This is a genomic window from Psychrobacter sp. BF1, from assembly GCF_019279065.1.
Classification (GTDB): Bacteria; Pseudomonadota; Gammaproteobacteria; order Pseudomonadales; family Moraxellaceae; genus Psychrobacter; species Psychrobacter urativorans.
In genome coordinates this window covers 42,721-67,472 of record NZ_JAGYWV010000015.1, presented here as the reverse complement: position 1 = coordinate 67,472, position 24,752 = coordinate 42,721, and the positions used below count along the sequence as shown (strand labels likewise).

Sequence of the window (24,752 nt, the reverse complement as noted above, 5' to 3'; positions counted from 1 at the left end):
GGTGATAACGTTGAGATGGGCGTAGAGCTTATCCACCCAATCGCTATGGACAAAGGTCTTCGCTTCGCTATTCGTGAAGGCGGCCGTACTGTAGGCGCTGGTGTTGTTGCTACTGTTCACGCATAAGTTTTAACTTACAGAGTATTCTGTAGCTTAAGCTGAACGGTTAGCCAAAAGCCATTCTCGAAAGAGGGTGGCTTTTTTGTGGGTTATAATAAAGGTAGGTTGGTGTCGAGGGACGAGACCCAACATCCTGAAATATCAAGTAGGCGTAGGGTGAGCCTTGTGCACCAAATAAGAGTTTAAATAAAGTACTATTAGATTAATTATAGGAATAATTCATTCGATATTGAACACTATATTTTCTAATTGATGGTGCGCTTATAATCTAACCGACATATAGAACTATATCTTCTCTAAGTTTCTCTGCTTCATCAAGCTTTTCAAAAAATAATTCAATTCTAGAAAGAATATACTTTCTTTCAGATAAATAATAAGTCTCCTCTCTCTTTAATAAAAACTCCTTAAATAACTTCAATTCTGTCCTTACTTCATCAAAATTAGCTCTTTCAACTTCGATACCGTATAGAAAGAACTTAAGCCAATATAAATTATTATCCTCGGCAAATTTATACCAATAGTTCTTGTACACTCTTTCAAAAGCTACAGGAAACATAAAACCTTTTTCAAAAGCACTTATTTGGTTGTCTATATCAATCATTCCTAAAACTGACATTTCATGTAACTCCATACATTGTATTTAAACTATACTCAGCTAACGTCGGATGGTTTAGCAAAAATGTAACTTGCCAATCTATGATTAAACATCAAATGGCGTGTTATGTTTACTCTTCATCTTATATGAGAGTTTGAATAAACCAACCTACCTTACACAAAATCCTTGAATCCATTATTATATATAGGACTTATCTAACAAAGGAAAATTGATGCTAACTGTAGAAAAACTAACAGATGTGAATGATGAAAACGAGCCTAGTGTCCGAACTGTTGCATCAATTGAAGCGATCGTACAATTGCAAGAAGCGTGGGATTATAAAGCTATTATTGAATTACTGGCGCAAGATAGCGTTCAACTGTTAATTATCAAGAATGGAGTAGAAGATATTGTCGGATATTGTCTTTATCAAGTAGTCTTTGAGCAAGCAGAGATATTGCGCATAGGTACGCATCCTGACTATCAGAGGCAAGGTATTGCCTCACAATTATTCATTAAGCTAAATAAAGAGCTGCAAGATAATAAAGTTGAAAATTTATTATTAGAAGTGCGGGCAGATAATCTACCAGCCATAGCTTTGTATGAGCGGCAAGGATTTGTCGTTATTCATCAGCGTAAAGGCTATTATCAACAGCCAAATCATTCTGCGATTGATGCTTTAATTATGCAGCTTAAACTTTAAAAATTACAATGCTGTGCTAAAAGCGCCAGCCTACAACAGAAGATAAAGGTAATTAATTTTTACAGATATCAATATTGAATTTATGGTCATCATCAATCTTCATTTGTTCAAGCGTCGTAATGCGCTGAGTTAATAGTTCAACCATCAGGTTGACATTATCTTGTTGTTTTTTAACTTGCTCAAGCTTTTGTTCAGTAAGCAAAAGTTGCTCATTAAGATTAAGATAACCGTCATAATAATCATTAAGGCTATCTTTGATTTCAGTCAAAGTAAAACCAATTGCTTGCGCACTTTTTATCAACTCAATACGCTCGATACATTCAGGATGGAACTCAGTATAAAACCGTGATCCTGCTTGGCGCTTGCGGGATTTGAGCAGGCCGAGTTCATCATAATGACGCACAGTATCTTTGGTAGTATTGGCTTGACTAGCTAATTTACCGATGAGTAAAAATGAGGTATCTGCTGTCATGTGCGAACCTTATTATCATAATAGTTATGCAAAGTGAGGCAACTAGCTATAAAAAGCTCATTTAAACTTTAAATAATGGCAAGTAATGTAAATAACTAGCTTCTTTAAAACCGCAACTTCAGTCCTGTAACTGCCAAGGTGTGGCAGTATCTAACTGAGTAACGGCTAATGGCTTATGCGAGCTGCGCTGCCATTTTACTGAAGGACTAGCGATCAAGTCATCCAGCTGAGTCAAGAAGTCTTTACGTGTCATTGTTATAGCCCCTAAGCTCAGTAAATGATCATTAGGCAACTGACAATCTACTAATGCCACCTTGCTTTGTTCGCATAAACGCATCAGGCCCCAAAAGGCTATTTTGGAGGCATTAGAGGCGGTATGAAACATTGATTCACCGAAGTAAATATTACCAATCTTCAAGCCATATAGGCCACCAATCAGCTGTCTATCGGCATCCCAAACTTCAATACTATGAGCGAACCCATAGTCGTATAGCTGGTTATAAGCCTCAATCATCTCAGCGTGAATCCAAGTGTGCTCGCCTTCAGGCTGCTGGTCATTGAAGCCATCACAGCGTGGTAAGCTACAAGCCTGTATAACTTCATCAAAAGCTTGATTGACCGTTAACTGCCAGCGCTCACGTTTGGCTTGCTTACGTAATGATTTACTTGGCTGATAAGCAGTTGGTACTATTACGCAACGAGGGTCAGGACACCACCAAGCAATAGGCTCATCTTCATTAAACCACGGGAATAATCCACGTGCATAAGCAGATATCAGGGTTTCAGGCGCTAAATCAGCGCCCACAGCTATGATACCGATACCGTCAGGATCGACAGTTATCGGATGTGGAAAGTCATAGCACCCAAGATTTTTTAGAGCATTAGTAACATGTTCAGAGGTAGGATGGGCATTATTGTCAGCGTGACCAATAATGCTAGCGGACGATTCGCGCACTTTTAAACCTCTGATTCTTTATCAGCAGTCTCTTTATCAGCGGTTAAAGTTGAAGCATAAGTATGATCGGTAGCAACAGCTTCACCTATAGCATCTAAATACTTTTCGGCATCAAGCGCGGCCATACAACCAGTGCCTGATGAAGTGATCGCTTGACGATAGACATGATCAGCGACGTCACCTGCAGCAAACACTCCTTCCACACTAGTTTGGGTCGCATTACCATTAAGACCGCTATTCACTACGATATAGCCATCTTTCATCTTCAGTTGATCTTTAAACAGCTCAGTATTGGGCTTGTGACCGATAGCGACGAACATACCGAAAACGTCTAGTTGCTTAGTGCTACCATCAATAGTAGATTCGATAATAACGCCGTTAACGCCCATATCATCACCAACAACTTCTTTTACGCTATGATTCCACTCAATCTTGATGTTGCCATTTTTAGCTTTTTCAAACAGTTTGTCTTGTAAAATCTTTTCAGAACGTAGACCATCACGGCGATGTACTAAAGTCACTTCAGCAGCGATGTTGGATAAATAAAGTGCCTCTTCAACCGCAGTATTACCACCACCGATCACCGCTACTTTTTGATCTTTATAAAAGAAACCATCGCAAGTAGCACAAGCAGAAACCCCTAAGCCTCTGAATTTTTGTTCTGATTCGAGGCCTAAATACTGGGCAGAAGCACCCGTTGAGATAATTAATGCATCACAAGTATAGCTGCCATTTTCACCCGTTAACTTAAAGGGACGCTCGCTAAGGTCAACGGCATTGATATGATCATAAACTAGGACTGTACCGAAACGCTCAGCGTGGGACTTCATCCGCTCCATCAGTGCAGGACCTGTCAAATCGTAAGCATCACCAGGCCAGTTATCGACTTCAGTCGTTGTAGTCAGCTGCCCACCGACTTCTAAACCAGTAACCATTACTGGCTTTAGGTTGGCACGAGCGGCATAAACAGCAGCAGCATAGCCTGCAGGGCCTGACCCTAGAATGATAAGTTTTTCGTGACGTGGGCCTTTTTCATTATCTTTATTGGCATTATCTACAGTTGAATCAGTGGTCATAGTATTTCCTTGTTGGGATGAAGAATGATAATTGGGATGTATAGTCTAGATTTACAGCCAAAATTTATAGTTAGAATTTATAATTGTAGGCAAGTTAGACTAAATGCAAGTTAGCACTAACATAAGCGCTGTAAGCAAAAAGTGCAAGTTTGCTAAAATAAACATAGGTATTGTTATAATCAAAGCCTAGGGCGCTCAGTATACTATCAAGGGGCAAGGCTAGTTTCTTAAACGATTTTACTACCCTTAATACTGTAATTAACTGTTATAAATGAGTTATTTTTAAAAGTTAAACAGTTTATTATCAACACAGTCGCCACCTACCTCAGGTATTTGTTATTATAAGCAGTTATGCCGCAGCTGACCTAAGTTTAGGTGGAAAAGCTTAGGCTGAGCAGTAATTATTTGTGACCATTGAACCCACTTTAATAATAGTAGGTTCGACCCGTTTTAAGCAGCACTTGACCATTATCCAGCATCAATTATACAACAAGGCAGATTTTACGTGATATCAGCAGCGACTATCGATTATTTAAAAAAAGGTATATTTACTATTTTAGGTCTAATGGTGGCAGTTTATCTGTTTGTCATTTTGTTGACTTATACTGGTAACGATCCTAGCTGGTCACATATCAGTAGCGATATGACCACCATCAACAATATGGGTGGGGCGATGGGCGCTTGGTTATCTGACTTATTGTATAGCTTTTTTGGCTTTGGCGCGTGGTGGTTACTAGCGTTTTTAGTGTATGAGTCTATCTTGATTTGGTGGGATAACAAACCGACGTTTTGGTTATTGCGTTTAGTGGCTTATGTATTCTTGCTGTTAAGCGCTAGTGCCTTGTTTGCACAGTTGATCGCATTGATTCAGCAAGTAGTAGATCCTATATCTACTGGTCTACAAGGGGTAGCTGGTGGCATCATAGGTCTAGAGCTACAAGCCCGTTTAGCGCACCTACTATCAAAGTGGGGCAGCATGGCATTCTTGACGGTATTCGTTATTATTACCGCCACTTTTGCCTTTAATATTCATTGGCAAGCGCTTTATTATAAATTAACTCGTCTGTCTTGGTTAGGTTCAGGGCTAAGAGCGCCAGCGAGTTCTCAGTCGTCTATTACTGTAGCTGACGATCTGCCACAACAAGGCACTAACCTTGGCCATAAGTCTGTGACGGCTAAAGATGATTTAGTAACTAGCAAGATGAAACGTAGTAAACCAGATTTCGGTCAGTTACCACTTGAGCTGGATGCCACTCAGCTATCCACAGCGCCAGAGACGCAGAAGCAAGGCCGCTTTGGTAATGTGTTAACCGACTTCTTAACTAAGTCAGGATTGGGCGAGAGTGTTAAGGCCTCTATGGCAGCAGCTACAGAAGCCGCAGCCAATAGTAGAATGCGAAATGAGAATTTGCAAACGGCAACGGTTATGCCTAATAGCAATGCTAATAACACTACTAGCAAAGAGAATGCTAGCAACGATAATTTCAGTAATAACAATACTAATTTAAATCCAACGGTCGCCAGCTCTTCAGTCGCACCTCTACGCAAAGTTGAGCCAAGCTTTGCTTGGAACGATCCGAATATGGTTGATGATTTATTGACCAATCAATTCGCCACCGACCAGCAGGCAATGGAGTCTTTAACAGTTCCCTCAAGCCCTGAGTTTTTGAATTCTGGACTTGCTGACGCTAGTCAATCAGCACCGGTCGAGTCAGTGTCAGATCTAGCAGTGCCAGTCGATGATCTGGCTGAGTATAACTCTGTAGAAGAAAGCGCTCTAGAAGAGGAGTATTTAGAACAGAGCTTGGTAGAAGAAAGCTATGTAGAACAAGGCTTGGCAGCAACAGATAGCACCGATACCTTCAGCAACTCGTCAGCGATAGATAGTGCAGTTGTAAGCAGTCCAGCTGCTATTAGCGCCGCCGCTATTAACACCGTAGAGAGTGCCAGCACTACAGCGTTAGAGCAGGAGACCACAGCAGCTCTAGTGCAGCCAACTGTAGCAAGAAAAGTGCGAATCATAGTACCATCAGAAACTGAGGCGGAAATAAAGTCAGCAGCTGTTAGCACTGAGCAATATTCAACAACCGTTGATATGACACCGACTAACACGCCACCATCCGATCCAAAAGCTGCGCCAACGGCTGATGTTAAGCCAACTTTCAGCTTTGCAGTACCTGAGGGAGATTCTAGTAATCATATCGAGGATATGATGCCTGAAGACTACAGCATAGTTGATGATATGCCGGCGCCAACGATGGCAGCTATCCATGATGATGCGGCTTTTACTACGCGCTCAAGATCAATGCAAACAGCTGCGTATCGCGCTAGCTTGTCACCTATTCCATCGATAGCTATCCTTGATAAACCTGATCCTAACCGTCAGCCTAGCTATACTGAGGCTGAGCTTGAGCAGTTATCAGAGTTGCTAGAGATTAAGCTACAAGAGTTCAATGTCAAAGCCAATGTAGTTAATGCTATTCCGGGGCCAGTAGTGACTCGCTTTGAGGTCGATTTGGCTGCTGGCATAAAAGCTAGCAAAGTCACTGGTATCTCACGCGACTTAGCACGGTCATTATCGATGGCGTCGCTGCGGGTAGTCGAAGTTATTCCTGGTAAGCCGTACATCGGTATTGAAGTACCTAATAAGCAGCGTGAAATGGTACGCTTGATCGAACTATTAGACACTGAAAAGTTCAAAGACTCTAGCGCACAAATCAGTATGGCTATGGGTAAAGACATCGGGGGCAAGGCGATTATTACTGATTTGGCACGCGCGCCACATATGCTAGTTGCTGGGACCACAGGCTCTGGTAAATCAGTACTAGTCAACGCTATGCTACTATCGATGCTGCTCAAATATACCCCTAATGAGCTGCGCCTTATCTTAATTGACCCTAAGCAGCTGGAGCTGGCTAACTATAATGATATTCCGCATTTATTGACTCCTGTAGTCACTGATATGACCGAAGCCGCTAGTAGCTTGTCATGGTGTGTGGCCGAGATGGAGCGCCGTTATCAGCTGATGAGTTTGCTCAAAGTGCGTAAGCTTAACGAGTTCAATAAAAAAGTCATTGCCGCTGAACAGGCTGGCAACCCGATGTTAGATCCGTTATGGCGACCTAACGATAATGTGAGTATCAGCCAAGCTCCTAAGCTGAAGACTCTACCGATGATCGTAATCGTCGCTGACGAATTTGCTGATATGATTATGCAAGTTGGTAAGCAAGCCGAAGAACTAATCACCCGCTTGGCACAAAAGTCGCGGGCAGCAGGTATTCACTTAATTCTAGCGACTCAGCGTCCCTCTGTTGATGTCATTACTGGTTTGATTAAAGCGAATATTCCGGTGCGCGCCGCTTTGCGAGTGAACTCAAAAGTCGATTCTCGTACTATCCTCGATAGCGGTGGCGCTGAGGACATGCTCGGTAATGGTGATATGTTATTCTTAGGGCCAGGACAGATCGAGCCGGATCGTGTGCATGGCGCTTATGTTAGTGATGAAGAAGTTAATAGTGTCTGTGATGCTTGGCGCGAGCGTGGTGCCCCAGACTATATCGATAATATGGCTGGCAATTTTGAACTGTCTAGTCCTAGTGGCGGTAGTACTGGTAATCCATCTGGCGAAGATGATGATCTATATAATGAGGCAGTAGGTTTTATTATGGAAACCCGCAAAGTGTCAGCTTCGAGCATCCAACGCAAATTTAGCATTGGTTATAACCGTGCCGCCCGCATCGTCGACTCGATGGAGGAGGCTGGACTAGTCAGCTCTATGGGTAAGAGCGGTAAACGTGAATTACTAATGTAGTGTGCTAGCGAACTTTTATTTGCTACTGTTAAGGCGAATTATGATTAGATAATTTGCCTTTTCATTAATCCCTCGTTATGGCTGGTTTTTAATCAATAGATTTTCCCCCGTTGTGGGCATAGGGTAGTTCGATTAGCCTGCATCACTTTTTATATTATCAAACACCTTAGTTTTTAAGGCGGGTAAATCAATAAAGGTCATTAATTTGTCGCCATCATGCCAACACCATTTCAAAATAAAAGAAACTTAATAATCCGGATCGAGGAAGGTGTTGAGCACACGCATCTACTCACGGTATTTGGGCCAAGTTTAGTTGCCCAATCAAAAGATAATGAGTCGCCTTCGGATTTTGGTACTGTCTTCCTAAAAGCCATAAACGATTCGAAAATCTAGCAAAGCTTAGTTAAAGTCGCAGCCTACAAAAACTAAACCTTACCTAGGTTAAGCAAGTTTGCGTAGGCTGGATTTTTAACCCTGCACTGTCTAAGATTACCCTTCTTGCATCTGCTCAGTAAGCTCAACAGCCTGATCCACCAACTCACTAATAAAGCCAATAGTATCAATCAAAGTGGCTTTGTCTGTTATATCCACGCCAACCATTTGCGTCAGCTCGGCTGGAGTTTTGCTGCCACCTGCACGAAGTACCGCTAACCAGTCATCGATGATATTGTCATTTAATGAGTCACCGCTACGCAGCTTTTTAAACAGTTGGGTGGCGATACTGAGACCAGCACTGTAAGTATAAGAGTATAAACCCAAATAATAGTGCGGTTGGCGCATCCAAGTGAGGGTGGCATCGTCATCAATCTCTACCGTATCACCCCAAAACTCTTGAAGGGTGGTTTTTTTGAGCGCGTGTAAGTCTTCGGTGCTTAGATTTTTGCCGCCATCGACAGCGCGGTAGACTTCACGCTGAAAGTGCGCTTCTAGGTAATGGGTGACGAAATTGTGATAGTAAGTGTTGGACAGTAAGGAGCCGATGACATAACGCTGAAAGGTAATATCGTCTTGCTTTTGCTGCAATAAGTGGTGACCGAGTAGTAGCTCATTGCAAGTTGAGGGCGCTTCAATAAAGTAGAGCGAGGGCTCGTAGCTTAAGTAATTTTGCTGCTGACCTGCATTATAGAAGTGCCCTGCGTGACCGATTTCGTGAATGAGAGTAAAGACGTCGCCTAGATTTTCGGTCCAAGATAGTAAGATATAAGAGTGCTCACCATAAGGGGAGGCGCAAAATCCGCCGGTGCTTTTGCCTTGGTTTTGTGCGAAGTCATACCAGCGCTCGCTAAAGGAGCGCTTGACCATAGCGGTGTAATCGTCGCCCAATAGCGTTAGGGCATCCACGCAATAGTCACGGGCTTCATCGATGCTGACTTTGGCGACGAAATTGGCATCTAGTGGCACTTTTAGGTCGGCAAAGCTCATTTGCTCGATGCCATTGGCCGTTTGTAGCAGGCGGGCATAGCGGCGCATCGGCTCAGCTAAGTGGCTCATGATGGTGTCGATGTGCTCGTCATACATGGCGCGCGGGACTTTTTGCTCGTGCAAGAGATAGTCAAATACCGAGTCAAAGCCGCGCATGTCGGCGAGGATTTTCTCTTTTTTCACTTGAGTAAGATAGTCGCTGGCGATGGTGTGCTGCGATTGACGTAATCGTGATGAAAAAGCTTTAAAGGCAGCGCGGCGAAAGTCGGTGCGCGGATCACTTTCGTATTCGTTTTCGAAGGCTGAGAAGCTAAGCGGATAGGTTTTAGTATTACCTTCAGAGTCATTAACTTCGAAGTCAGGAAAGCTCATGTCGGCCAGCTTACATTGCTCATAATTGTTATAAGGTAAGTCTAACACTGGTGATAAGGACACCAATGCTGTCTCGACCTCTAAGCTTAGGGTGTAGGGCTTTTGCGCTAGTAAGTCGCTCAAAAAGGCCTTGTACTTGGCATTAAGGTCAATGGCTTGGGTTAATAAGGTCTCATCGGCTTGTTTGAGGGTTTGCAGCACAATAGTGGTTTGGCTATTAAGCTTAGCCACGGTTGAGTCAAAGTCGCGGGCGCGGATTTGTAGCTCGCTGTCGGTCATGTCAACCGCGCTTTGTGCCCCAGCATAAGTACCTGCTTTAGATAGAACGATAAGATAGCGCTCATACAGCTCTAGCAAACGAATGATACTGGCGGCATTGCTTAAGCTTAGCATTTGAGTACTGCTCAGCTGCTCAGCAAGTTGGCTTGCTTGCTCTAGCTCAGCATAAAAGTCATCAGGCGTGGCATAAAGGGCTGTCATGTCCCACGTTAGATGGGTGGGCACGTCTTTACGTAGTGGTAGGGCTTGCGGTTTGGCTGTGGTATGGGCTGTGGTTTGGTTCATGATTGTCCTTAGTATTATCGTTTGGATCATTTGTAGTTTTAATAAGTTTATGGCTTTGATTAACTTACCGCTTTGATGACTTTATAGTTTGGCTAATAGGTTGGTTAATAGTTTGTTGCTAAGTACAGTTTTAGTCTTCTGCTTCCCACCAAGCCTCAGTAGGTAAGTTAACCAAAGTAAACCCTTCTCCGACTCTTGGTGATGCTAGTTTGACTTGCCAGTCCTCTAATACCTTTTCATTGCCTTTAGCAACGGCTTGCTTAATCCGGCGCACCGGATCACGCCAATGATGCGTCGATAAGTCAAACTTGCCCCAATGAATAGGCAGCACCACTTTGGCTCGTAGATCAAATCCTGCTTGCGCTGATTCCTCGGGCAACATATGCACGTCACGCCAGCGCTCGTTATAAGCACCATCTTCCATAAAGGCGATATCAAACGGACCATAAAGTTCGCCGATATTAGCAAACTCATTAGAGTAGCCGCCATCGCCACTAAAGTAGACATTCAAGGGCGCTGATTGTACTACCCAGCTGCCCCACAGCGTGGTGCGATGGCCTTTGATGCGGCGACCACTAAAGTGACGGGTAGGAGTAAAGACTAGTCGCAGCTCATCGGTAACAAGTGGCCGTTTGTTTTGTACCGAATTTTCTATTAACGCTGGATTGCTGGGCTTTAACTGGGTGAGGTCATTATCGCTAACGGTTATTTCTTCGTACCAATCAAACTCGGTGACACTATCTGCAAGCACGCCCCAACGCACTAAGTGCGCTTTTACGCCTAACGGCGCATAAAAGTGCCCTGCTTTGTTTTGCTTGACCAGCTGCTTGATGACTTTGTGATCTAAATGGTCGTAGTGGTCATGCGAGATGAGCACTATATCAATGAAAGGTAAGTCGTCGACGCTTGGCATATGCGTCATGGCAAAGGGCTTGCCGCTAATGGGCACTGGAGAAGCTCGATGAAAGACGGGGTCGGTAATGATGATCTTACCTGCCAGGCGAAAGATCACAGTAGAGTGACCGAGCCAGACAAACTCACCGTCTTTTAGGGTAGTGCTTAGCTTTTTAGCGTCATTAATGAGCGTCAAGCTGCGACTGGTAATGGGCTGGCTTGGATTTTTGCCTTTTGGCGGGAATAAAAACTGCAAAAGCAAATGCCTTTCATCATCATTAACGCCATCGGTGATGTCAGCTATATCAAGGGTGCTGGCATGAGTGGGTATTAGATTAACAAAGGTCTCACCGTTAAAATGCTTTGATGCTTTAATTCTTGCTAAGGTGGTCGCATCAGGCCTGCCGCCAAAAGTAGGCGCAAACTTTAGAAATAATACTGTACCGACAGCAATCACCACCACTAGAGTGATGAGAAAAATAAGCACCCATTTGACTAGCATCAACAGTAAATAAATCATCAATCAAGTTCCAATAGAATAAGTAAACTTGCGCGTATTAATCAGTAAATAAGGACGAAAGTCGTTATTTAAAACAGCAGCAATAGTTTTAGACAAGCTGCTCTATATTAAACCAGTGTAAGATAAAATTTGTATAACTTTAGGATGGCTTTGAGGTTAATAGGATGACGTTCCTATTGAAGCATGCTACTAGTAAACACTTCATGAATGGCAACGGTTTTATAAAGCTAACTAATTATTACTGCTTAAATTTTTATCTTTAACACAGAAAACTACTCAGTAAGACTGCTACTGTTCATAAGGGTAAAAAGCTATACTTTGCGGTGACGTACCACTAAGGAAGGTAAATTATGTTTAAAGAATATACCCAATACGATGCATTAGGATTGGCAGGGTTAGTGAATTCTGGACAAGTCAGTGCCAAAGAGTTACTCGATGCTGCGGTCGAGCAAGCCAATAAGTTGAATCCAAAACTAAATGCCATTATCCACCGCTTTGATCAGCGTGCTTATGATGCAGCGCAAGCAGGATTGCCAGCAGGGGCTTTTACTGGGGTGCCTTATCTGCTCAAAGACTTATCATTTAGCTTAGCAGGTGAGCCGATAACTATGGGCAGCCGTAGTGTCAATATAATATCAGAGAGTGATAGCGAAATAGTCAAACGCATGAAAGCCAGTGGAGTCAATACGTTTGGTAAGACTAATACTCCTGAGTTTGGCCTGATCATCACTACTGAACCTAAATCATCAGGCGCAGCGCACAATCCGTTTAAAAAAGGCTATAGCACGGGTGGCTCATCGGGGGGTAGTGCAGCGGCAGTGAGCAGTGGCATCGTACCGATGGCAGGGGCCGGTGATGGCGGTGGCTCAATACGCTTTCCAGCAGCTTGGTGCGGTGTATTCGGTATGAAGCCCAGCCGTGGGCGTAACCCGATGGGCCCAGCTTTTGGTGAGGGCTGGGATGGTGCAGTCGCCGATCACGTTATTACTCGTAGCGTGCGTGATAGTGCCGCTATGCTCGATGCTACTAGTGGCGCAGAAGTTGGCGCGCCTTATGTGATTGCGCCGCCTACAGGCAGCTTTTTGCAAGCGGCTATGCGTGCGCCTAGACCGTTGACAATCGCATTGCACACTCAGCCTTTGATAGCCAATACGGTCGTGGATAAAGAGGTATTGGCCGTGTTAGAGCAGACTGTCAAGCAGTTAGAGGCGATGGGTCATCGGGTAGTCGCGGCTGAACCTGCGATCAATATAGACAAGTTTTGGCATGATTTTATAGTAGTAGTCTGCGCTCATACTGCTTTTACTATCGATAATATTGAGCGCAAATTTGGCGCAGAACACGTCCGAAATCTTGAACCGCAAACTTATAACATGGCGCTATTAGGACGCTCGCTATCAGCGGTAGATTTGGTACATGCTAAACATGGCTGGCACGACAGTCAGTATCAGACTGGTAAGCTACTCGAGCAATACGATATGATCTTGTCCCCGACAGTGCCTAGTGCAGCCGTCAAGCACGGTATTCTACCGCCGAGCCGTATGGAGGAGATGTTAATGCGTAGCTCATCTGTGCTCAATAAAGGCTTTGATATGGGTAAGTTTGCTTTTAGTTCTGGGGCGATCGAGAAGCTTAGCCAACCAGTATTGGGTAAGATGGCCTTTACTTTATTAGGTAATATCACAGGACTACCAGCGATGTCGTTACCTTTGGGTATGAGCAAAAAGGGTTTGCCTATAGGCATACAGCTGATTGGACGCATGAATGATGAGAGTACGTTATTTAGCTTAGCTGGAGAAATGGAGCGTGCAGGCTTGTTTAGCAAACCTGCTTTTGAGAAGTAGCTTTTACCATGTAGCTTTTATGGCTTAAAGGTTATTACTCAGCTAAGCTTACTAAATAGTAGCTATCGATTAATAATGACTAAAATTTAGAAATAATTACAGCGGCAGCTCAATTATTAGGCAAAGCATTAATCAAAGCGATAGATATCCATTCCTAGGCTATGATGCGCCATGCTCTGATGTACTACGCTGACTCGCTGGGCAGCACCTAAAGCGAAAAACAGCGGTAATAAGTGCTCATCACTAGGATGGATGTTTTGATAATCGGGGTATTGCTGCCAGTCCAAAGCAGTAGGGATATCTATTTTGAGCTGTTGCAGCAGCCACAGCTTGAAGTCTTTAGCGGTTTGATCAATGCTATCCGCTTGCCAGCGCATCGCTTGCAAGTTATGAGTGATATTGCCTGAGCCGATAATCATTATCTGCTCATTACGCAATTGTGCCAACTGCGCGCCTAACTGGTAACAAGCCACGCTATCATAATTTTGCGGCAAAGATATCTGTACGATAGGGACATCAGCTTCAGGGTATAGATGGCGTAGTGGCGCCCAGACCCCATGATCACAAACCCTTATCGGATTGACTCGGCAAGTAATGCCACGTTCGCTTAACTGCTGCGCTAGAGACTCAGCCAGTAGGGTATGACCAGCCGCTGGGTACTGTATCTCATACAGCTCAGAGTCAAAACCTGAGAAATCATGCCAAGTTTTAGGTAGTGGGTTACTGCTGATTTCAAGCTTAGAGGATTGCCAATGGGCCGACATAATGACAATGGCGCGCGGCTTAGGTAAATTATGTCCTATGCGTGCTAGTGCACTAGTAGTGGCTGATTGTTCGATAGCTAAGGTAGGAGCACCATGCGAGATGAACAGCGCTGGCAGGCACGCCGCAGCAGTAAAGCTGGCAGCAGCATCGATCCAAGCCACTGAACCAGTAATCGGCAAGTTAGGCGTAAGCGCACTGTCAGTCTTACCTTGCGGTACTGGCAACGAGGGCGAAGAAAAGGCTTTAGTAGTACTTGATTTTGGGTAGCTCATGGTACATCTATTAGGGCACTTAAGGGTTTTTCAATCTATTTACTGTCCGATATTTCTAATGCTTCACCCTGATGTCTACTACGGCCTTGCTTACCACTACAATAAGTATTAATAGGCACGCTATTACTGAGTTGACTAGTTACCACGGTGATAGGGATGGTTATTATTGATACTCATTGCACGGTATAGCTGCTCCATAAGCACTACCCGTACCAGCGGATGCGGGAGAGTCAAAGCCGACAATGACCACTTCATATTAGCTTGTGCCAATACTTCAGGCGAGACACCGTCAGCGCCACCGATCACTAGCGCTACGTCATCACCTTGTTGCATAGCGTCGGCCAGTTTTTCTGCTAAGCCTTCAGTCGATAGCATCTTACCTTTCACATCCAGTACCCATAGCTGTTCACGACCACCATTATTACGGGCAGCTAGAATAGTCTGACCTTCTTGCTCACGATACTGAGCTAAATTAGCGTCAGAAGGATTTTTGGCGCGCTTAGCGGCAGCAAGTTCAACGATATCGGTAGTTAGCATTGGCTGAATACGTTTGTGATACTCATCGAAACCGCTCTGGACCCAACTAGGCATTTTATTACCTACGGTTAAAATTCTTATTTTCATAATAGCGACCATTTTTATAGATAAATGAAGTAATAAAACTTTTAAAATCAGTATTTTACTGGATATTTGTTTTACAAATAAACAATTGTTTTTTATTCTAGTACCCTTAATAATAGCTTTATTATGGTTACAGCAAATTTTTTCTTTGCTTACTGTTTTGCATTGCTGCTGTTAATTATTTTCTAATGGTTGTCTGTTATTTTTATATTTAATTACTATACTCATTGCTATAAGAAAGGAATCGATTATGAAGCGCATTATACCAAGCCTACTAACCGTTATCACTGCTAGTTTACTATCCACTGCTGTTTTTGCTGCTTCTTTGAATGGTAGCCAATGGCAAACTATAGATGACAAGACTGGCGCAAAAAAGGCTATCGTTCAGCTCAGTGAAAATGCTGGTCAGGTCACAGGAAAAATCATAAAAGTAGCTGATAAAAAAGAGGCTAAAGCTAACTGCGAAAAATGTACAGGCAGCCTTAAAAATAAACCTATTGAGGGCTTACAGATATTGACAGGTATGAAAGCTGATGGTGAGAACCAGTGGAGTAACGGCAAACTGGTAGATCCTGAAACCGGCAAAATATACTCAGGTAAAATGACTTTAAGTGACAATGGGCAAAGCTTAAAACTTAGAGGCTATGTAGGCTCGCCAGTGTTTGGTCGATCGCAGACTTGGCAACGTATTAAATAGCTAGACAATGTTGTTAGCACTCGTTATAAAAGTATTAGTAGTGCGGTGTTTATAATAAAAGGGCAAGTTACTATTTATTAGTAGCTTGCCCTATTTGTGGTCGGTCAGATCGATTATAGCTATAGTTTTATCGGCTTAATTCTGAATGATAGGGAGTAGAGTTTCAGGAACCACATCAGCTGGTACTTTCTCGTCCCTTTTTATTATCGTAAGCTTGGCATCAGATTCGAACACAATGGCTTCAACCTCAGATAAGCTATGAATACCTTCGCTGCGCATGGCACATTCAAGTTCCTGACGATTCAAACGTTCAGCTTGCATAGCTTCTGGTAAAAACTGCCCTTGATAAAAGACAATACGTGGCTCTGATAAAATAACACTACTAAACTGCGGCGAAATAGAGGCATATTTAGTCACTAAATACTGCAGTAGATAAAGGAGGACAATAGAGGAGGCGCCCTCAATTAGCGGTATGTCTTTGAGCAAAATAGTACTAGCGCCTAATGAGCCTATCATCACCGTGACTATCCAATCGAAGTTATTAAGCTGGGAAGTTGAGCGCTTTCCTGAGACTTTAGTAACTAAGACGATAAGCAGATAAATTATCACTGTGGTTAAAGCAATGCGACCAAGCTTCTCGATACTATCAAAAAATATCATATCCATGATGCTTACTCCTATAGGATGCTAGCTAACAAATGGCAATAAATGCACTTTGTATTAAAAGTGATTGCCGATAAAATCTTATTATTTAAAACCGTTAGTCAGTTAAGGTAGCTATCTAACTAAAACACTTACTATTTAAAATAGCTTAACGGATTTTTCTATCAATAGTACAAAAGCTTTGTAGTTACTGTGAGTATGAGCTAACCATCCTGCTTTAGCCTACTGGTTATTTACGTCTAGGGTCGAGCAGGCGATTAAATACTCCTAAACTGAAACGGTTAATCAGCAAAGTAAATATAATCATCATCGCTAAGGCAAACAGTAATGGCAACGGCTGTTGTCTGGTCATCTCTATCATTACTGCCCGATTAGCAGTATCGAATAAAAACAACCATAACCCCAAAAAATACACCGCAGTCAACAGCCACAAGACAGCAGTACTGCCCATAGTTAATCGATTGGTTTCTTTTTTAGTAAGCGCTCGCTGCTGATGATTGATAAATTTATATACTGCAATATAAGCACCTACTACTATAGACAGTCCCGTCACTAGCTGCGCATTCAAGGCAACGTTGCTTTGTATCAGCATGAAGATAATGCTAGCTATGATGAACCCTAAGGTAAAAAAACCGATATATAAGGTCAACTTGGCGGTACTTTTAGTGGTAGTCAAGGTTGCTTGTTGATTAGCTTTGCTGCTGTTTGGGGTGATGCGCGCCATAAGTTTACCTGTATGTGGGTCTAGCTATAAGTAGAGTAATGGTCCGCCTATTGTCCTATGCTAAGGGATAACATAGGCGGTTATTAAAATAATAAAGTAGCTGAGGTCATCGCCAGCTTACTGCTGCGCGGTCCAATCAAGCATGGCATCTAGCACTGGTCTGGCGTTGTCAGCATTTATAGCTTGCTCAGTATTAATCAAGCCTACCACGGTATAATCCTGTCCAGACTGCCCTTTGACATAGCCCGCCATTGAGGTGACGTTATTTAGAGTGCCGGTTTTTATCCACGCGCGTCCAATAGCAGCCGAGTCCGGCAAGCGTTCGCTATGATGAGAAATAGTCCCACTAACGCCAGCAACGCCTAAAGAATCAACATAAGCATTGAAGCTTGGGTGGCTATAAGCATAGGTCAGCAGCTCGCTCAAATTAGCCGCTGTAACCGTACAATCGCGGCATAAGCCTGAGCCATTAGTCAGATAAGGGGGTGGCGTCTGTAAATGGCTTAGCCACCACTGATTGATGGTGGCTAATGCTTGTGGATAATCGCTAGTTTTAGGTTTATCGAACTGATACAAGCTAGTGTTACTATCCACGCCTTTATTAACGGTTGCTTGCTCAGATGTAGTGCTAGATACAGCGGCTTTAACCGTATTGACGCTCTGATCATAAGACCCTATAGATAATGCCACTTGTTCAGTCATCACGTTATTGGAGAAGTGATTAATATCGTAAATCTGCTGGGTTAGATTTAGCGAAGGATAGCTGACAATAGGTAATGGTGATAATGGCAACGAGGCATGCTGGCGATAGGGTTGCTTGTTATTAATGGCTAATGGGGGCTTAGAAGCGCTAGCAGTATTTATAGCGTTATAAGGTATTTCTTGGTTAAGGACTTTTCCGCTTAAAGTATTGCCCAGCGCTTGCCATTTGGCTGCAACCACCCGAGTAGCAAAGTCCTTAGCGTCTGGATAAGCCACATAAAATATATGCTCGCCGCAGCTCTCTGGTAATTGGGTATTAAAAGTGAGCTTATCACTATGCCACTGCGGCGCTAGGCTATAGTCAGCATTCGAGCAACGTGATGCTCGAGTGCTAATTAGGGGTGGCAGTTGATAGTTTGCTAGTTGTGGAAGGTAAGTTAATTGAGCTTGGCCATTATTTGGCAAATGGCTATTGATACTTATACTATTAAAATTAACCAAAAAGCCATCGGGACTAGCGTTATAAGGTTGCAAGGGTGCGTTATCAAAAGCAGCAGGGTTTTTGCTGACCTTAGCAAAAATACTGCTATCGATAATGATATCGCCCTGAATATGATCAATACCTGATTTTTTTACTCGATACAGCAGTTGCTCTAAGCGTTCATGAGTCATCTTCGGATCGCCACTACCCTGAATGATTAAATCGCCATATAGGCGGTTACCGATGAGTATGCCGCTATGATAAACCCTAGTAAACCAAACAAAATCAGCACCCAAAGTATCTAAGGCAATAAAGGTAGGTATCAGTTTCATAGTGCTGGCAGGTGTGCGAGCGCTAGTAGGGTTATGGCTCAACAGCGGCGCTCTTACAGGATTGGCAGCAGTAGCTATGTTAGCAGCAGTAGCTAGGTTAGAATAGTTACTAGTAGTTTTACTGGCCTCGCTGTTATTATTAATAGAGGGTTTAGAGGGGTTGATGCTGGGTAATGCAGGAGCCGTAGACTCTAAACTTTGATAAATATAAGGGTCATTAGTATAACTATTTAACGCCCGCTGTTGCTGTTCGATAGCTTGTTTATCTAGCGTAATCGAGGCTGGGGCTGACTTATCTTGGCTGCTATTTTTGGTGGCATTGCTTTTAGTGCTGTTGCTAGGAGTGCTGCTATTAGAATGACTGGTTTTAACAGGGCTATCTACAGTGTTTAAGCGGCTTGAGCTGTTTGGATTATTAGTAGCAGTTAGCAATTGGCTATTAGCAACTTTATCAATACTTTCAATACCGTCAGCACTTTTTGCGTTATCAATCACTACTACTATTGGCGGTAGACGACTGGCATTTTTGTCCCCTACAGGGCTAATGATGATACTAATATTATTAGGCGCTAATGCCGCTTTATCCAGTGCTAGCTGTATAGATGCTGGTAGTGCCGCTTGCACACTCACACAGAGGCTCAGGGCGGCCGTTAAAATAACTAAGCGTCTACAGTAAACAGCAGAATCACTATAAAAGGTATGAATGGGAAGGGAAGTAGGAAAAATAGACATGGTAATTCTGTGGTCGATTAACTAAAGCCAGCTATAGTAACATGAGTTGCAAACTAGGCGTAACTACAGCAGCATTGTCGAGACTATGTCAACGGCGTTATTGGCAAATTCAGCAATATTATAAAATTATTTAAATAGTATTAGGTGCTTTAATTAGCGATGAAGCTCAACGAAGGTGCATAAAAGCCATAGCTGTCATCACCGCATCATTATAAGCATCATGATTGCCAAGCTGTGGAATATCATAATGAGCCAGTATTTTGGCTAATTGCTGTGACTGCTTGGGAATATTAGGGTTATGATCGCCCATCCGTTGGCCATATAAGCGCCGCACATCGATCACTTTATTAGGTAAGTTAGTACCCATATAGTGCTTAACTAAGGGGTTTAAGAAGGCCATGTCTATTTGTGGACAGAAACCCACAATAGGTCGGTTGTTAATAAAAGGCAATAACAGCGCTAACATCTCCTCATAGCTCATACCTTGCGCCACATCGGCACTACGCAGACCGTGAATGACAATAGTATCGCGCTCAGGCATCACTGGTGGACTACAGACTAAGTGCAAGCCGTTACCAGTATCTATATGATCGCCATTAATATGAATAGCAGCTACCGACAATAGATGATGTTTTTTTGGATTAAGTCCGGTCATTTCACAGTCAAGCGCTACCCACTGCTGTGCTATGGGCGCCTCGAACATTGACAGCAACTCTGGGCGCTGAAGCTGCTTTTGCTGCCATGATAAAGATAATTGTTTAAACCAGCTCATAAGATTTCTCATCCCGTTTTTCGCTCTTTTAGCCATTAGTTGACTACGATTAGTTAACGGCTAATAGCTAGCCAAGACGGTAGCTAGCCAAGATCTAATTGATAGTGCTGGCGCAACTGGGTCTTGAAGCTTTTGACTACCGCGAGGCACTCTTTTAACACATCCCGTTCTAGAGCAGACAAAGTGGTTGGATCAATTTGGTGAGCATACTTGTCTTTATTCATGAGGGCTACTGACAAGCGTTGGGCCATAAAAAACTCTAGTGCTTCATTCAAGGTATCGGCACGTTCTTGGGTCAAAGTACGTGCATTGACTAATAGTTTGAGTCGGTTTTTAGTGCTAGGAACTTCTAAAATATCGTGCTCGAGTGCCAAAGCGCGAATGCCATGCACTAATGGAAAAATACCAGCTTTTTTTAGGTCGATATTATTAGCCTTTGGCTTACCTAATAGCGGAACAAGCTTTTGCCACCACTGATTGACTTCACCAAACTGTAAGGCTGCACGCGCAAACTGACGAATAAGCATAGGGTCTGAGTGTTGATGAGCGAATTTTAGATGTTTGCGTATTTGGGTTAGCAGTGACTCGTCACCGCAGACATATTCGCCGTCAAGAATGGCAGACAGATAAATACTGTGTATAGGGTCAGTATTTTTAAACCATAAGCTAATCTGCGCTTTAAAAGGCTTGAGCTGTTGACGCCACATAGGGTTGGTCATCATGATGTTGCCATTACATAATGGGTAACCAAAATCAGCCAATTGATTATTAAAGGTTTCGGCAAACTCTGCTAGTCTTTCATGACTATAACCATCACGAATAATAAGGGCATTGTCCTGATCAGTACGCATGATTTGCTCACCGCGACCCTCCGAGCCCATCACTATCACACAACTATTCTTCATTACTTCTTCTGGCACGATAAGTTGCCACAGCTTAGTAAAAACTTGCGCATTTAAAGTCTGTACCATGCGACTAACAATACCAATCTTCACCCCATTTTGCTGTTGAGCACGAATATAGCGACCGATTAGCTCTACTGCTGTATCTAAGCTAGCTAAGTCTTTGGCTTGTTCGATCTGAATACTAATAAGTTGTGAGTGATGACCAATATGAGCCAACATGTCGCTTTGACCTAATACGCCAATGGCTTTGCCCTCGTCATCAATAACTGGCAGTCGATGGATACGATAGCGAGTCATAGTCAGCAGCGCATCGCCAATCTCATGATCAGCGTCGATAGTGCGTAAATTAAAGCTAGCGTAGTGCTGGCAAGCAGTGTTGGCAGGATCACGCTGATCGCTGACCGCACGGCAAATATCAGTATCCGTTAAAATACCTAAAGTGCGATCGGAGCGAGAGTCAAAAGTAGTAGAAGCGCTGACGTCAGAGGCATTAGTGGAGGCAGTAGTAGAGGAACTGATATTGGAATGAGCATCGAAACTAGCCGCCGTTTCCGAATGTTCAGTAGGGCGCACTAATACATGTTTAAGACCAGCCTTAGTCATAATCTGGGCCGCTTGGTATAAGCTCTGCTCAGCATCGATAATATGGATAGGTAGCAATGTCACATCAGTCACCGGCTGCAACATGATTTGCTGCACTTCTTGCTGTGCTGTATAGCTAGTGGTTCCTAAACCTAGCGCTTGACCTTGGGCGCTACGCCGCTGCTGCAAGGCTTTTAGGCGCTCTGGTAGTTTATCCGATAGCAATTGGCGTATTAGATGGTTTTGGGCACTGATTCTATCGATAGCCGCACCGTCAACTTGTAGGAGCAAAGTATCTTCGCCAGCTCGGTATTGATAGTGTGGTGATGACTGAGAGTTATTAAAGTCAGAATCTGCAGCAGGGTTGCTAGCTGATGTGATTGAAGGCGTATCTGTTAGCAGTGCCTCAGGGCGACGACGACTGTCAAACCAATCATTGCTTTGTATATGATCAGTATGATTACCACCCAAATAATTAGCCACAAACTCAGCATTGAGGGTTTGTTCGACTTGGCCTTTTATCACCACAAAAAAACAGTTTAAATTAGTAGTGGGTAGCATTTCATCAGCGGCTAAATAGCGTACTTGAGTATGCTTTTTTAGGCTTTGACGCTCAGCGAGGCTCAATACATCAAAGGGGGGCTGAGCAAAATCAAGATGGGGCATAGCATCATCCTTGACAGTATAATAAGTAAAGTTACTTTACTATAGCACCATCTACTAATTAATCCTTAATAACTTTGTGGTTATGCTTTATAATAGCTCAAAGTCGCAGTTTGCAGCGAGTATTTGTAGTACTGTTTGATCATAACAGCCACTAACTGCTGACCAGTTGCAGGGGCTAGTTATAGGTAAAGATTAGTTAAGTACTTTAGCAACTATAGCAGCAGTGGCTAGCTAAAAGCCCGCTGCTTAGTAGTAGAGGACTTAACAGCTAAGTAGCTTGCGAATACGACTGATAGCCTCACGACTCTCGGCAACACTAGCAACTAGCGCCATACGCACGTAACCTTTACCAGGATTATGACCATTAACTTCACGAGATAAGTAACTGCCAGCTAAGGCATAAATATTAACTTGTTCATATAAAGCTTTGACAAAAATCTCATCATCGCCATTGAAACGGTCAGGGACTTTTATCCAAAAATAAAACCCAGCATCCGGCATACGCAGCTCTAATAGCTCACCGAGTTCCGCCATCCATAAGGCGAATTTTTCTTTATATAATGCTCGGTTTTGCACTACATGCTTTTCATCTTGCCAAGCAAGGATAGAAGCCAGCTGATGGGGTATCGGCATAGAACAGCCTTGATAAGTGCGGTATTGCAAGTAGCTTTGCAAGATCTTAGCATCACCAGCGATAAACCCCGAACGTAGACCTGGTAGGTTTGAGCGCTTGGATAAAGAATGAAAGACTACGCAGTTTTTGAAGTCATTACGACCAAGAGTAGCGCAAGCTTGTAACAGACCAATAGGGGGCTCATCAAAATATAGCTCGCTATAACATTCGTCGCTGGCAAGGATGAAGTTATATTGATCTGATAGGCGAATGAGTAACTCCCAATCCTCCATAGTCATGACAGTACCCGTTGGATTGTTCGGATTACACACAAACAATAACTGCGTTTGCTCCCAAACCTTTTTCGGCACAGCACGGTAGTTTTCTTTAAAGTTATTCTCTAAGGTGCAAGCAACAAAGTAAGGGGTTGCTTGGGCTAATATCGCAGCACCTTCATAAATTTGATAAAAAGGATTAGGCATAACTACTGTAGCATTACTGGGCGCTTGCTCACTACTATCTAAACCATCAGCACGGTCAACATTGTCAGCTAAACCACTGTCATCATGATTCACCACCGCTTGTACAAAGCTGAAGATAGCCTCACGCGTACCCATTACTGGTAGTACTTCAGTATTAGCATTGACATGATGCAGAAAAAACCGTCTCTCAAGCCAGTGAGCGATAGTCTGGCGTAGCTCAAACAGCCCATTAGTGGTCGGATAACGACATAGACTGTCCAAGTTTTCTCTTAGCTCGTCCAACACAAAAGCGGGTGGCGTATGTTTTGGCTCACCGATACCAAGCTTGATCTCGTAGTAGGCGGGGTCTGGCGTACTATTAGCCAGTAGATTAGTCATCTTGCTAAAAGGATAAGGATGCAGCTTTGCTAGATTGTGATTCATAAGTGGGCTGACTATAATAAGTAACGGTTAGTAAATATAAGAAGCTATCTGTAACTGTAATTGATAAACCTGAAAAATGGACAATAATGTCATTTTATTAATAGAGCTATACCGTCGCAGTGTAGCACTTCTTCTATTTATTGTCTTTTGGTAACGCTTATCTATAACTATAAAATAATAACCCTACAAGGGTTGCTACCCTAAGGATAGCTCATTGATATGCTGAATATTTCTAGTAGTAGTATGCAGGGCTCTAAAGTTTATGAGCAGTTAATACGCTGCGAACAGCAGTGGTGGAAAACGCGCCAGCGTCTAGTAATACTTAAGGAGCGCCAGCTGTTCTGGTATGGTGATAATAGCCTGCAAATGTGGCTGCTTTGGCAATTACTTAGTTATATAGTAATAGCCATTGTGCTTATGATGTTGAGTAAACTATTACAACTGCATTTGACCTTATGGCAAGGGGTTATAGTGTTTGGTTTACAAACGCTGTTTTTTTTAGTGATGTTGGTTTCTAAAACTAAGCTGTCTAAACACATGCAGCATAATATCGACCAACAAAGTTTAATACGTGAGCAAGCACTCACTGAAATGAATATCTTAGCTAGTGATAGCATTTTGCCAGATATTCATGCCAATGCGCCAATCTCCCTACAACATATTTATGAACGCTATGACGCACAGCTACGTAGAGCCAGTTTACAGCGTTTATTACAAACAGAGGTCGAAGCGGGGCGGATGATGTTAGGGGCTCAGAATCTGCTAGTGGAGATTTTACCACCAGAGTTTGCTGACAATGAGTTAATACCTTATGCCCGCAAGATGGTCTATACAAGCACATTGTAAAATAGACTAAAGTAAAGTTAGCTAGCAGCAGTGGTTACTTGTGAATGTCCTAAAGCGCCTAATAGACGGTTAGGGCGCCGATAGAAAAACTTTAGTGTCTATATCGGTAGCCCTTAACTGCTTACT

General features: G+C 43.1%; 19 protein-coding genes and 1 pseudogene. 6 read left to right on the top strand and 14 right to left on the bottom strand.

The window, feature by feature from the left end:
* Nucleotides 1-126 (top strand): annotated as a pseudogene (gene tuf, locus KZA12_RS13585) (elongation factor Tu); the annotation flags it as partial.
* A gap of 262 nt (nucleotides 127-388) precedes the next feature.
* Here tuf and KZA12_RS13580 read toward each other — a convergent pair.
* The gene (locus KZA12_RS13580; RefSeq protein ID WP_218690597.1) at nucleotides 389-736 is read right to left on the bottom strand and encodes a hypothetical protein; all 348 of its coding nucleotides are present in this window, start codon (nucleotides 734-736) and stop codon (nucleotides 389-391) included.
* A 211-nt stretch (nucleotides 737-947) separates the two neighbouring features.
* Here KZA12_RS13580 and rimI point away from each other — a divergent pair, with 211 nt between their 5' ends.
* Entirely contained in the window at nucleotides 948-1,418 is a 471-nt protein-coding gene (gene rimI, locus KZA12_RS13575) for a ribosomal protein S18-alanine N-acetyltransferase (RefSeq protein WP_218690596.1), read from the top strand.
* A 52-nt stretch (nucleotides 1,419-1,470) separates the two neighbouring features.
* On the opposite strand, the gene KZA12_RS13570 is transcribed toward rimI, so the two are convergent.
* The 3 genes from KZA12_RS13570 to trxB form a co-directional block, all read right to left on the bottom strand.
* Nucleotides 1,471-1,890, bottom strand: a complete 420-nt coding sequence (locus KZA12_RS13570) for a MerR family transcriptional regulator (protein ID WP_218690595.1) — start codon at nucleotides 1,888-1,890, stop codon at nucleotides 1,471-1,473.
* A 118-nt stretch (nucleotides 1,891-2,008) separates the two neighbouring features.
* A complete protein-coding gene (gene aat / locus KZA12_RS13565) occupies nucleotides 2,009-2,821 on the bottom strand; it encodes a leucyl/phenylalanyl-tRNA--protein transferase (RefSeq protein ID WP_218690599.1) in 813 nt (270 codons plus the stop codon).
* Nucleotides 2,822-2,847: 26 nt separating this feature from the next.
* Nucleotides 2,848-3,921 (bottom strand): thioredoxin-disulfide reductase, encoded by a 1,074-nt coding sequence (trxB, locus tag KZA12_RS13560; RefSeq protein ID WP_218690594.1) that lies wholly within the window; start codon nucleotides 3,919-3,921, stop codon nucleotides 2,848-2,850.
* 505 nt (nucleotides 3,922-4,426) lie between these two features.
* On the opposite strand from trxB, the gene KZA12_RS13555 reads away from it, so the two are divergent.
* Complete coding sequence (locus KZA12_RS13555) at nucleotides 4,427-7,732, top strand: DNA translocase FtsK (protein WP_218690593.1); 3,306 nt, start codon at nucleotides 4,427-4,429, stop codon at nucleotides 7,730-7,732.
* Nucleotides 7,733-8,221: 489 nt separating this feature from the next.
* Here KZA12_RS13555 and pepF read toward each other — a convergent pair whose 3' ends face one another.
* Both pepF and KZA12_RS13545 read right to left on the bottom strand, forming a co-directional pair.
* The gene (gene pepF / locus KZA12_RS13550) at nucleotides 8,222-10,090 is read right to left on the bottom strand and encodes an oligoendopeptidase F (protein WP_218690592.1); all 1,869 of its coding nucleotides are present in this window, start codon (nucleotides 10,088-10,090) and stop codon (nucleotides 8,222-8,224) included.
* A gap of 130 nt (nucleotides 10,091-10,220) precedes the next feature.
* Nucleotides 10,221-11,504 (bottom strand): MBL fold metallo-hydrolase, encoded by a 1,284-nt coding sequence (locus KZA12_RS13545; protein WP_218690591.1) that lies wholly within the window; start codon nucleotides 11,502-11,504, stop codon nucleotides 10,221-10,223.
* Between the two features lie 350 nt (nucleotides 11,505-11,854).
* On the opposite strand from KZA12_RS13545, the gene KZA12_RS13540 reads away from it, so the two are divergent.
* A complete protein-coding gene (locus tag KZA12_RS13540) occupies nucleotides 11,855-13,348 on the top strand; it encodes an amidase (protein WP_218690590.1) in 1,494 nt (497 codons plus the stop codon).
* Nucleotides 13,349-13,476: 128 nt separating this feature from the next.
* Here KZA12_RS13540 and KZA12_RS13535 read toward each other — a convergent pair whose 3' ends face one another.
* Both KZA12_RS13535 and rlmH read right to left on the bottom strand, forming a co-directional pair.
* A complete protein-coding gene (locus KZA12_RS13535; RefSeq protein ID WP_218690589.1) occupies nucleotides 13,477-14,385 on the bottom strand; it encodes a class III extradiol ring-cleavage dioxygenase in 909 nt (302 codons plus the stop codon).
* 135 nt (nucleotides 14,386-14,520) lie between these two features.
* A complete protein-coding gene (rlmH, locus tag KZA12_RS13530) occupies nucleotides 14,521-15,009 on the bottom strand; it encodes a 23S rRNA (pseudouridine(1915)-N(3))-methyltransferase RlmH (RefSeq protein WP_218690588.1) in 489 nt (162 codons plus the stop codon).
* Nucleotides 15,010-15,256: 247 nt separating this feature from the next.
* On the opposite strand from rlmH, the gene KZA12_RS13525 reads away from it, so the two are divergent.
* Nucleotides 15,257-15,703, top strand: coding sequence for a DUF2147 domain-containing protein (locus KZA12_RS13525; protein WP_201621904.1), 447 nt, complete (start codon nucleotides 15,257-15,259; stop codon nucleotides 15,701-15,703).
* 135 nt (nucleotides 15,704-15,838) lie between these two features.
* Here the strand turns inward: KZA12_RS13525 and KZA12_RS13520 are convergent, their stop codons facing one another.
* The 6 genes from KZA12_RS13520 to dapC form a co-directional block, all read right to left on the bottom strand.
* Entirely contained in the window at nucleotides 15,839-16,369 is a 531-nt protein-coding gene (locus tag KZA12_RS13520; protein ID WP_201621905.1) for a DUF421 domain-containing protein, read from the bottom strand.
* A gap of 226 nt (nucleotides 16,370-16,595) precedes the next feature.
* A complete protein-coding gene (locus KZA12_RS13515; protein WP_218690587.1) occupies nucleotides 16,596-17,090 on the bottom strand; it encodes an ABZJ_00895 family protein in 495 nt (164 codons plus the stop codon).
* Between the two features lie 117 nt (nucleotides 17,091-17,207).
* Nucleotides 17,208-19,337: a D-alanyl-D-alanine carboxypeptidase/D-alanyl-D-alanine-endopeptidase gene (locus tag KZA12_RS13510; protein WP_256932984.1), complete on the bottom strand. Its 2,130-nt coding sequence runs from the start codon at nucleotides 19,335-19,337 to the stop codon at nucleotides 17,208-17,210.
* A gap of 166 nt (nucleotides 19,338-19,503) precedes the next feature.
* Nucleotides 19,504-20,109 carry a 3'-5' exonuclease gene (locus tag KZA12_RS13505; RefSeq protein ID WP_218690586.1) on the bottom strand — a complete coding sequence of 202 codons (606 nt, stop codon included), beginning with the start codon at nucleotides 20,107-20,109 and terminating at the stop codon, nucleotides 19,504-19,506.
* A gap of 83 nt (nucleotides 20,110-20,192) precedes the next feature.
* Nucleotides 20,193-22,262 carry a DUF294 nucleotidyltransferase-like domain-containing protein gene (locus KZA12_RS13500; protein ID WP_218690585.1) on the bottom strand — a complete coding sequence of 690 codons (2,070 nt, stop codon included), beginning with the start codon at nucleotides 22,260-22,262 and terminating at the stop codon, nucleotides 20,193-20,195.
* A 261-nt stretch (nucleotides 22,263-22,523) separates the two neighbouring features.
* On the bottom strand, nucleotides 22,524-23,780 hold the full coding sequence (dapC, locus tag KZA12_RS13495) for a succinyldiaminopimelate transaminase (protein WP_218690584.1): 1,257 nt from the start codon (nucleotides 23,778-23,780) through the stop codon (nucleotides 22,524-22,526).
* Between the two features lie 219 nt (nucleotides 23,781-23,999).
* Here dapC and KZA12_RS13490 point away from each other — a divergent pair, with 219 nt between their 5' ends.
* Nucleotides 24,000-24,626: a hypothetical protein gene (locus tag KZA12_RS13490; RefSeq protein WP_201621910.1), complete on the top strand. Its 627-nt coding sequence runs from the start codon at nucleotides 24,000-24,002 to the stop codon at nucleotides 24,624-24,626.
* Nucleotides 24,627-24,752 lie beyond the last annotated feature (126 nt).

Bases quoted from the DNA above. Each gene is read 5' to 3' on its own strand.
- KZA12_RS13545 (WP_218690591.1), bottom strand. From the start codon at position 11,504: ATGATTTATTTACTGTTGATGCTAGTCAAATGGGTGCTTATTTTTCTC.
- KZA12_RS13490 (WP_201621910.1), top strand. From the start codon at position 24,000: ATGCTGAATATTTCTAGTAGTAGTATGCAGGGCTCTAAAGTTTATGAG.
- trxB (WP_218690594.1), bottom strand. From the start codon at position 3,921: ATGACCACTGATTCAACTGTAGATAATGCCAATAAAGATAATGAAAAA.
- KZA12_RS13535 (WP_218690589.1), bottom strand. From the start codon at position 14,385: ATGAGCTACCCAAAATCAAGTACTACTAAAGCCTTTTCTTCGCCCTCG.
- KZA12_RS13570 (WP_218690595.1), bottom strand. From the start codon at position 1,890: ATGACAGCAGATACCTCATTTTTACTCATCGGTAAATTAGCTAGTCAA.
- KZA12_RS13525 (WP_201621904.1), top strand. From the start codon at position 15,257: ATGAAGCGCATTATACCAAGCCTACTAACCGTTATCACTGCTAGTTTA.
- KZA12_RS13510 (WP_256932984.1), bottom strand. From the start codon at position 19,337: ATGTCTATTTTTCCTACTTCCCTTCCCATTCATACCTTTTATAGTGAT.
- KZA12_RS13500 (WP_218690585.1), bottom strand. From the start codon at position 22,262: ATGCCCCATCTTGATTTTGCTCAGCCCCCCTTTGATGTATTGAGCCTC.
- dapC (WP_218690584.1), bottom strand. From the start codon at position 23,780: ATGAATCACAATCTAGCAAAGCTGCATCCTTATCCTTTTAGCAAGATG.
- rimI (WP_218690596.1), top strand. From the start codon at position 948: ATGCTAACTGTAGAAAAACTAACAGATGTGAATGATGAAAACGAGCCT.
- KZA12_RS13515 (WP_218690587.1), bottom strand. From the start codon at position 17,090: ATGGCGCGCATCACCCCAAACAGCAGCAAAGCTAATCAACAAGCAACC.
- KZA12_RS13580 (WP_218690597.1), bottom strand. From the start codon at position 736: ATGTCAGTTTTAGGAATGATTGATATAGACAACCAAATAAGTGCTTTT.
- pepF (WP_218690592.1), bottom strand. From the start codon at position 10,090: ATGAACCAAACCACAGCCCATACCACAGCCAAACCGCAAGCCCTACCA.
- KZA12_RS13540 (WP_218690590.1), top strand. From the start codon at position 11,855: ATGTTTAAAGAATATACCCAATACGATGCATTAGGATTGGCAGGGTTA.
- rlmH (WP_218690588.1), bottom strand. From the start codon at position 15,009: ATGAAAATAAGAATTTTAACCGTAGGTAATAAAATGCCTAGTTGGGTC.
- KZA12_RS13505 (WP_218690586.1), bottom strand. From the start codon at position 20,109: ATGAGCTGGTTTAAACAATTATCTTTATCATGGCAGCAAAAGCAGCTT.
- KZA12_RS13520 (WP_201621905.1), bottom strand. From the start codon at position 16,369: ATGGATATGATATTTTTTGATAGTATCGAGAAGCTTGGTCGCATTGCT.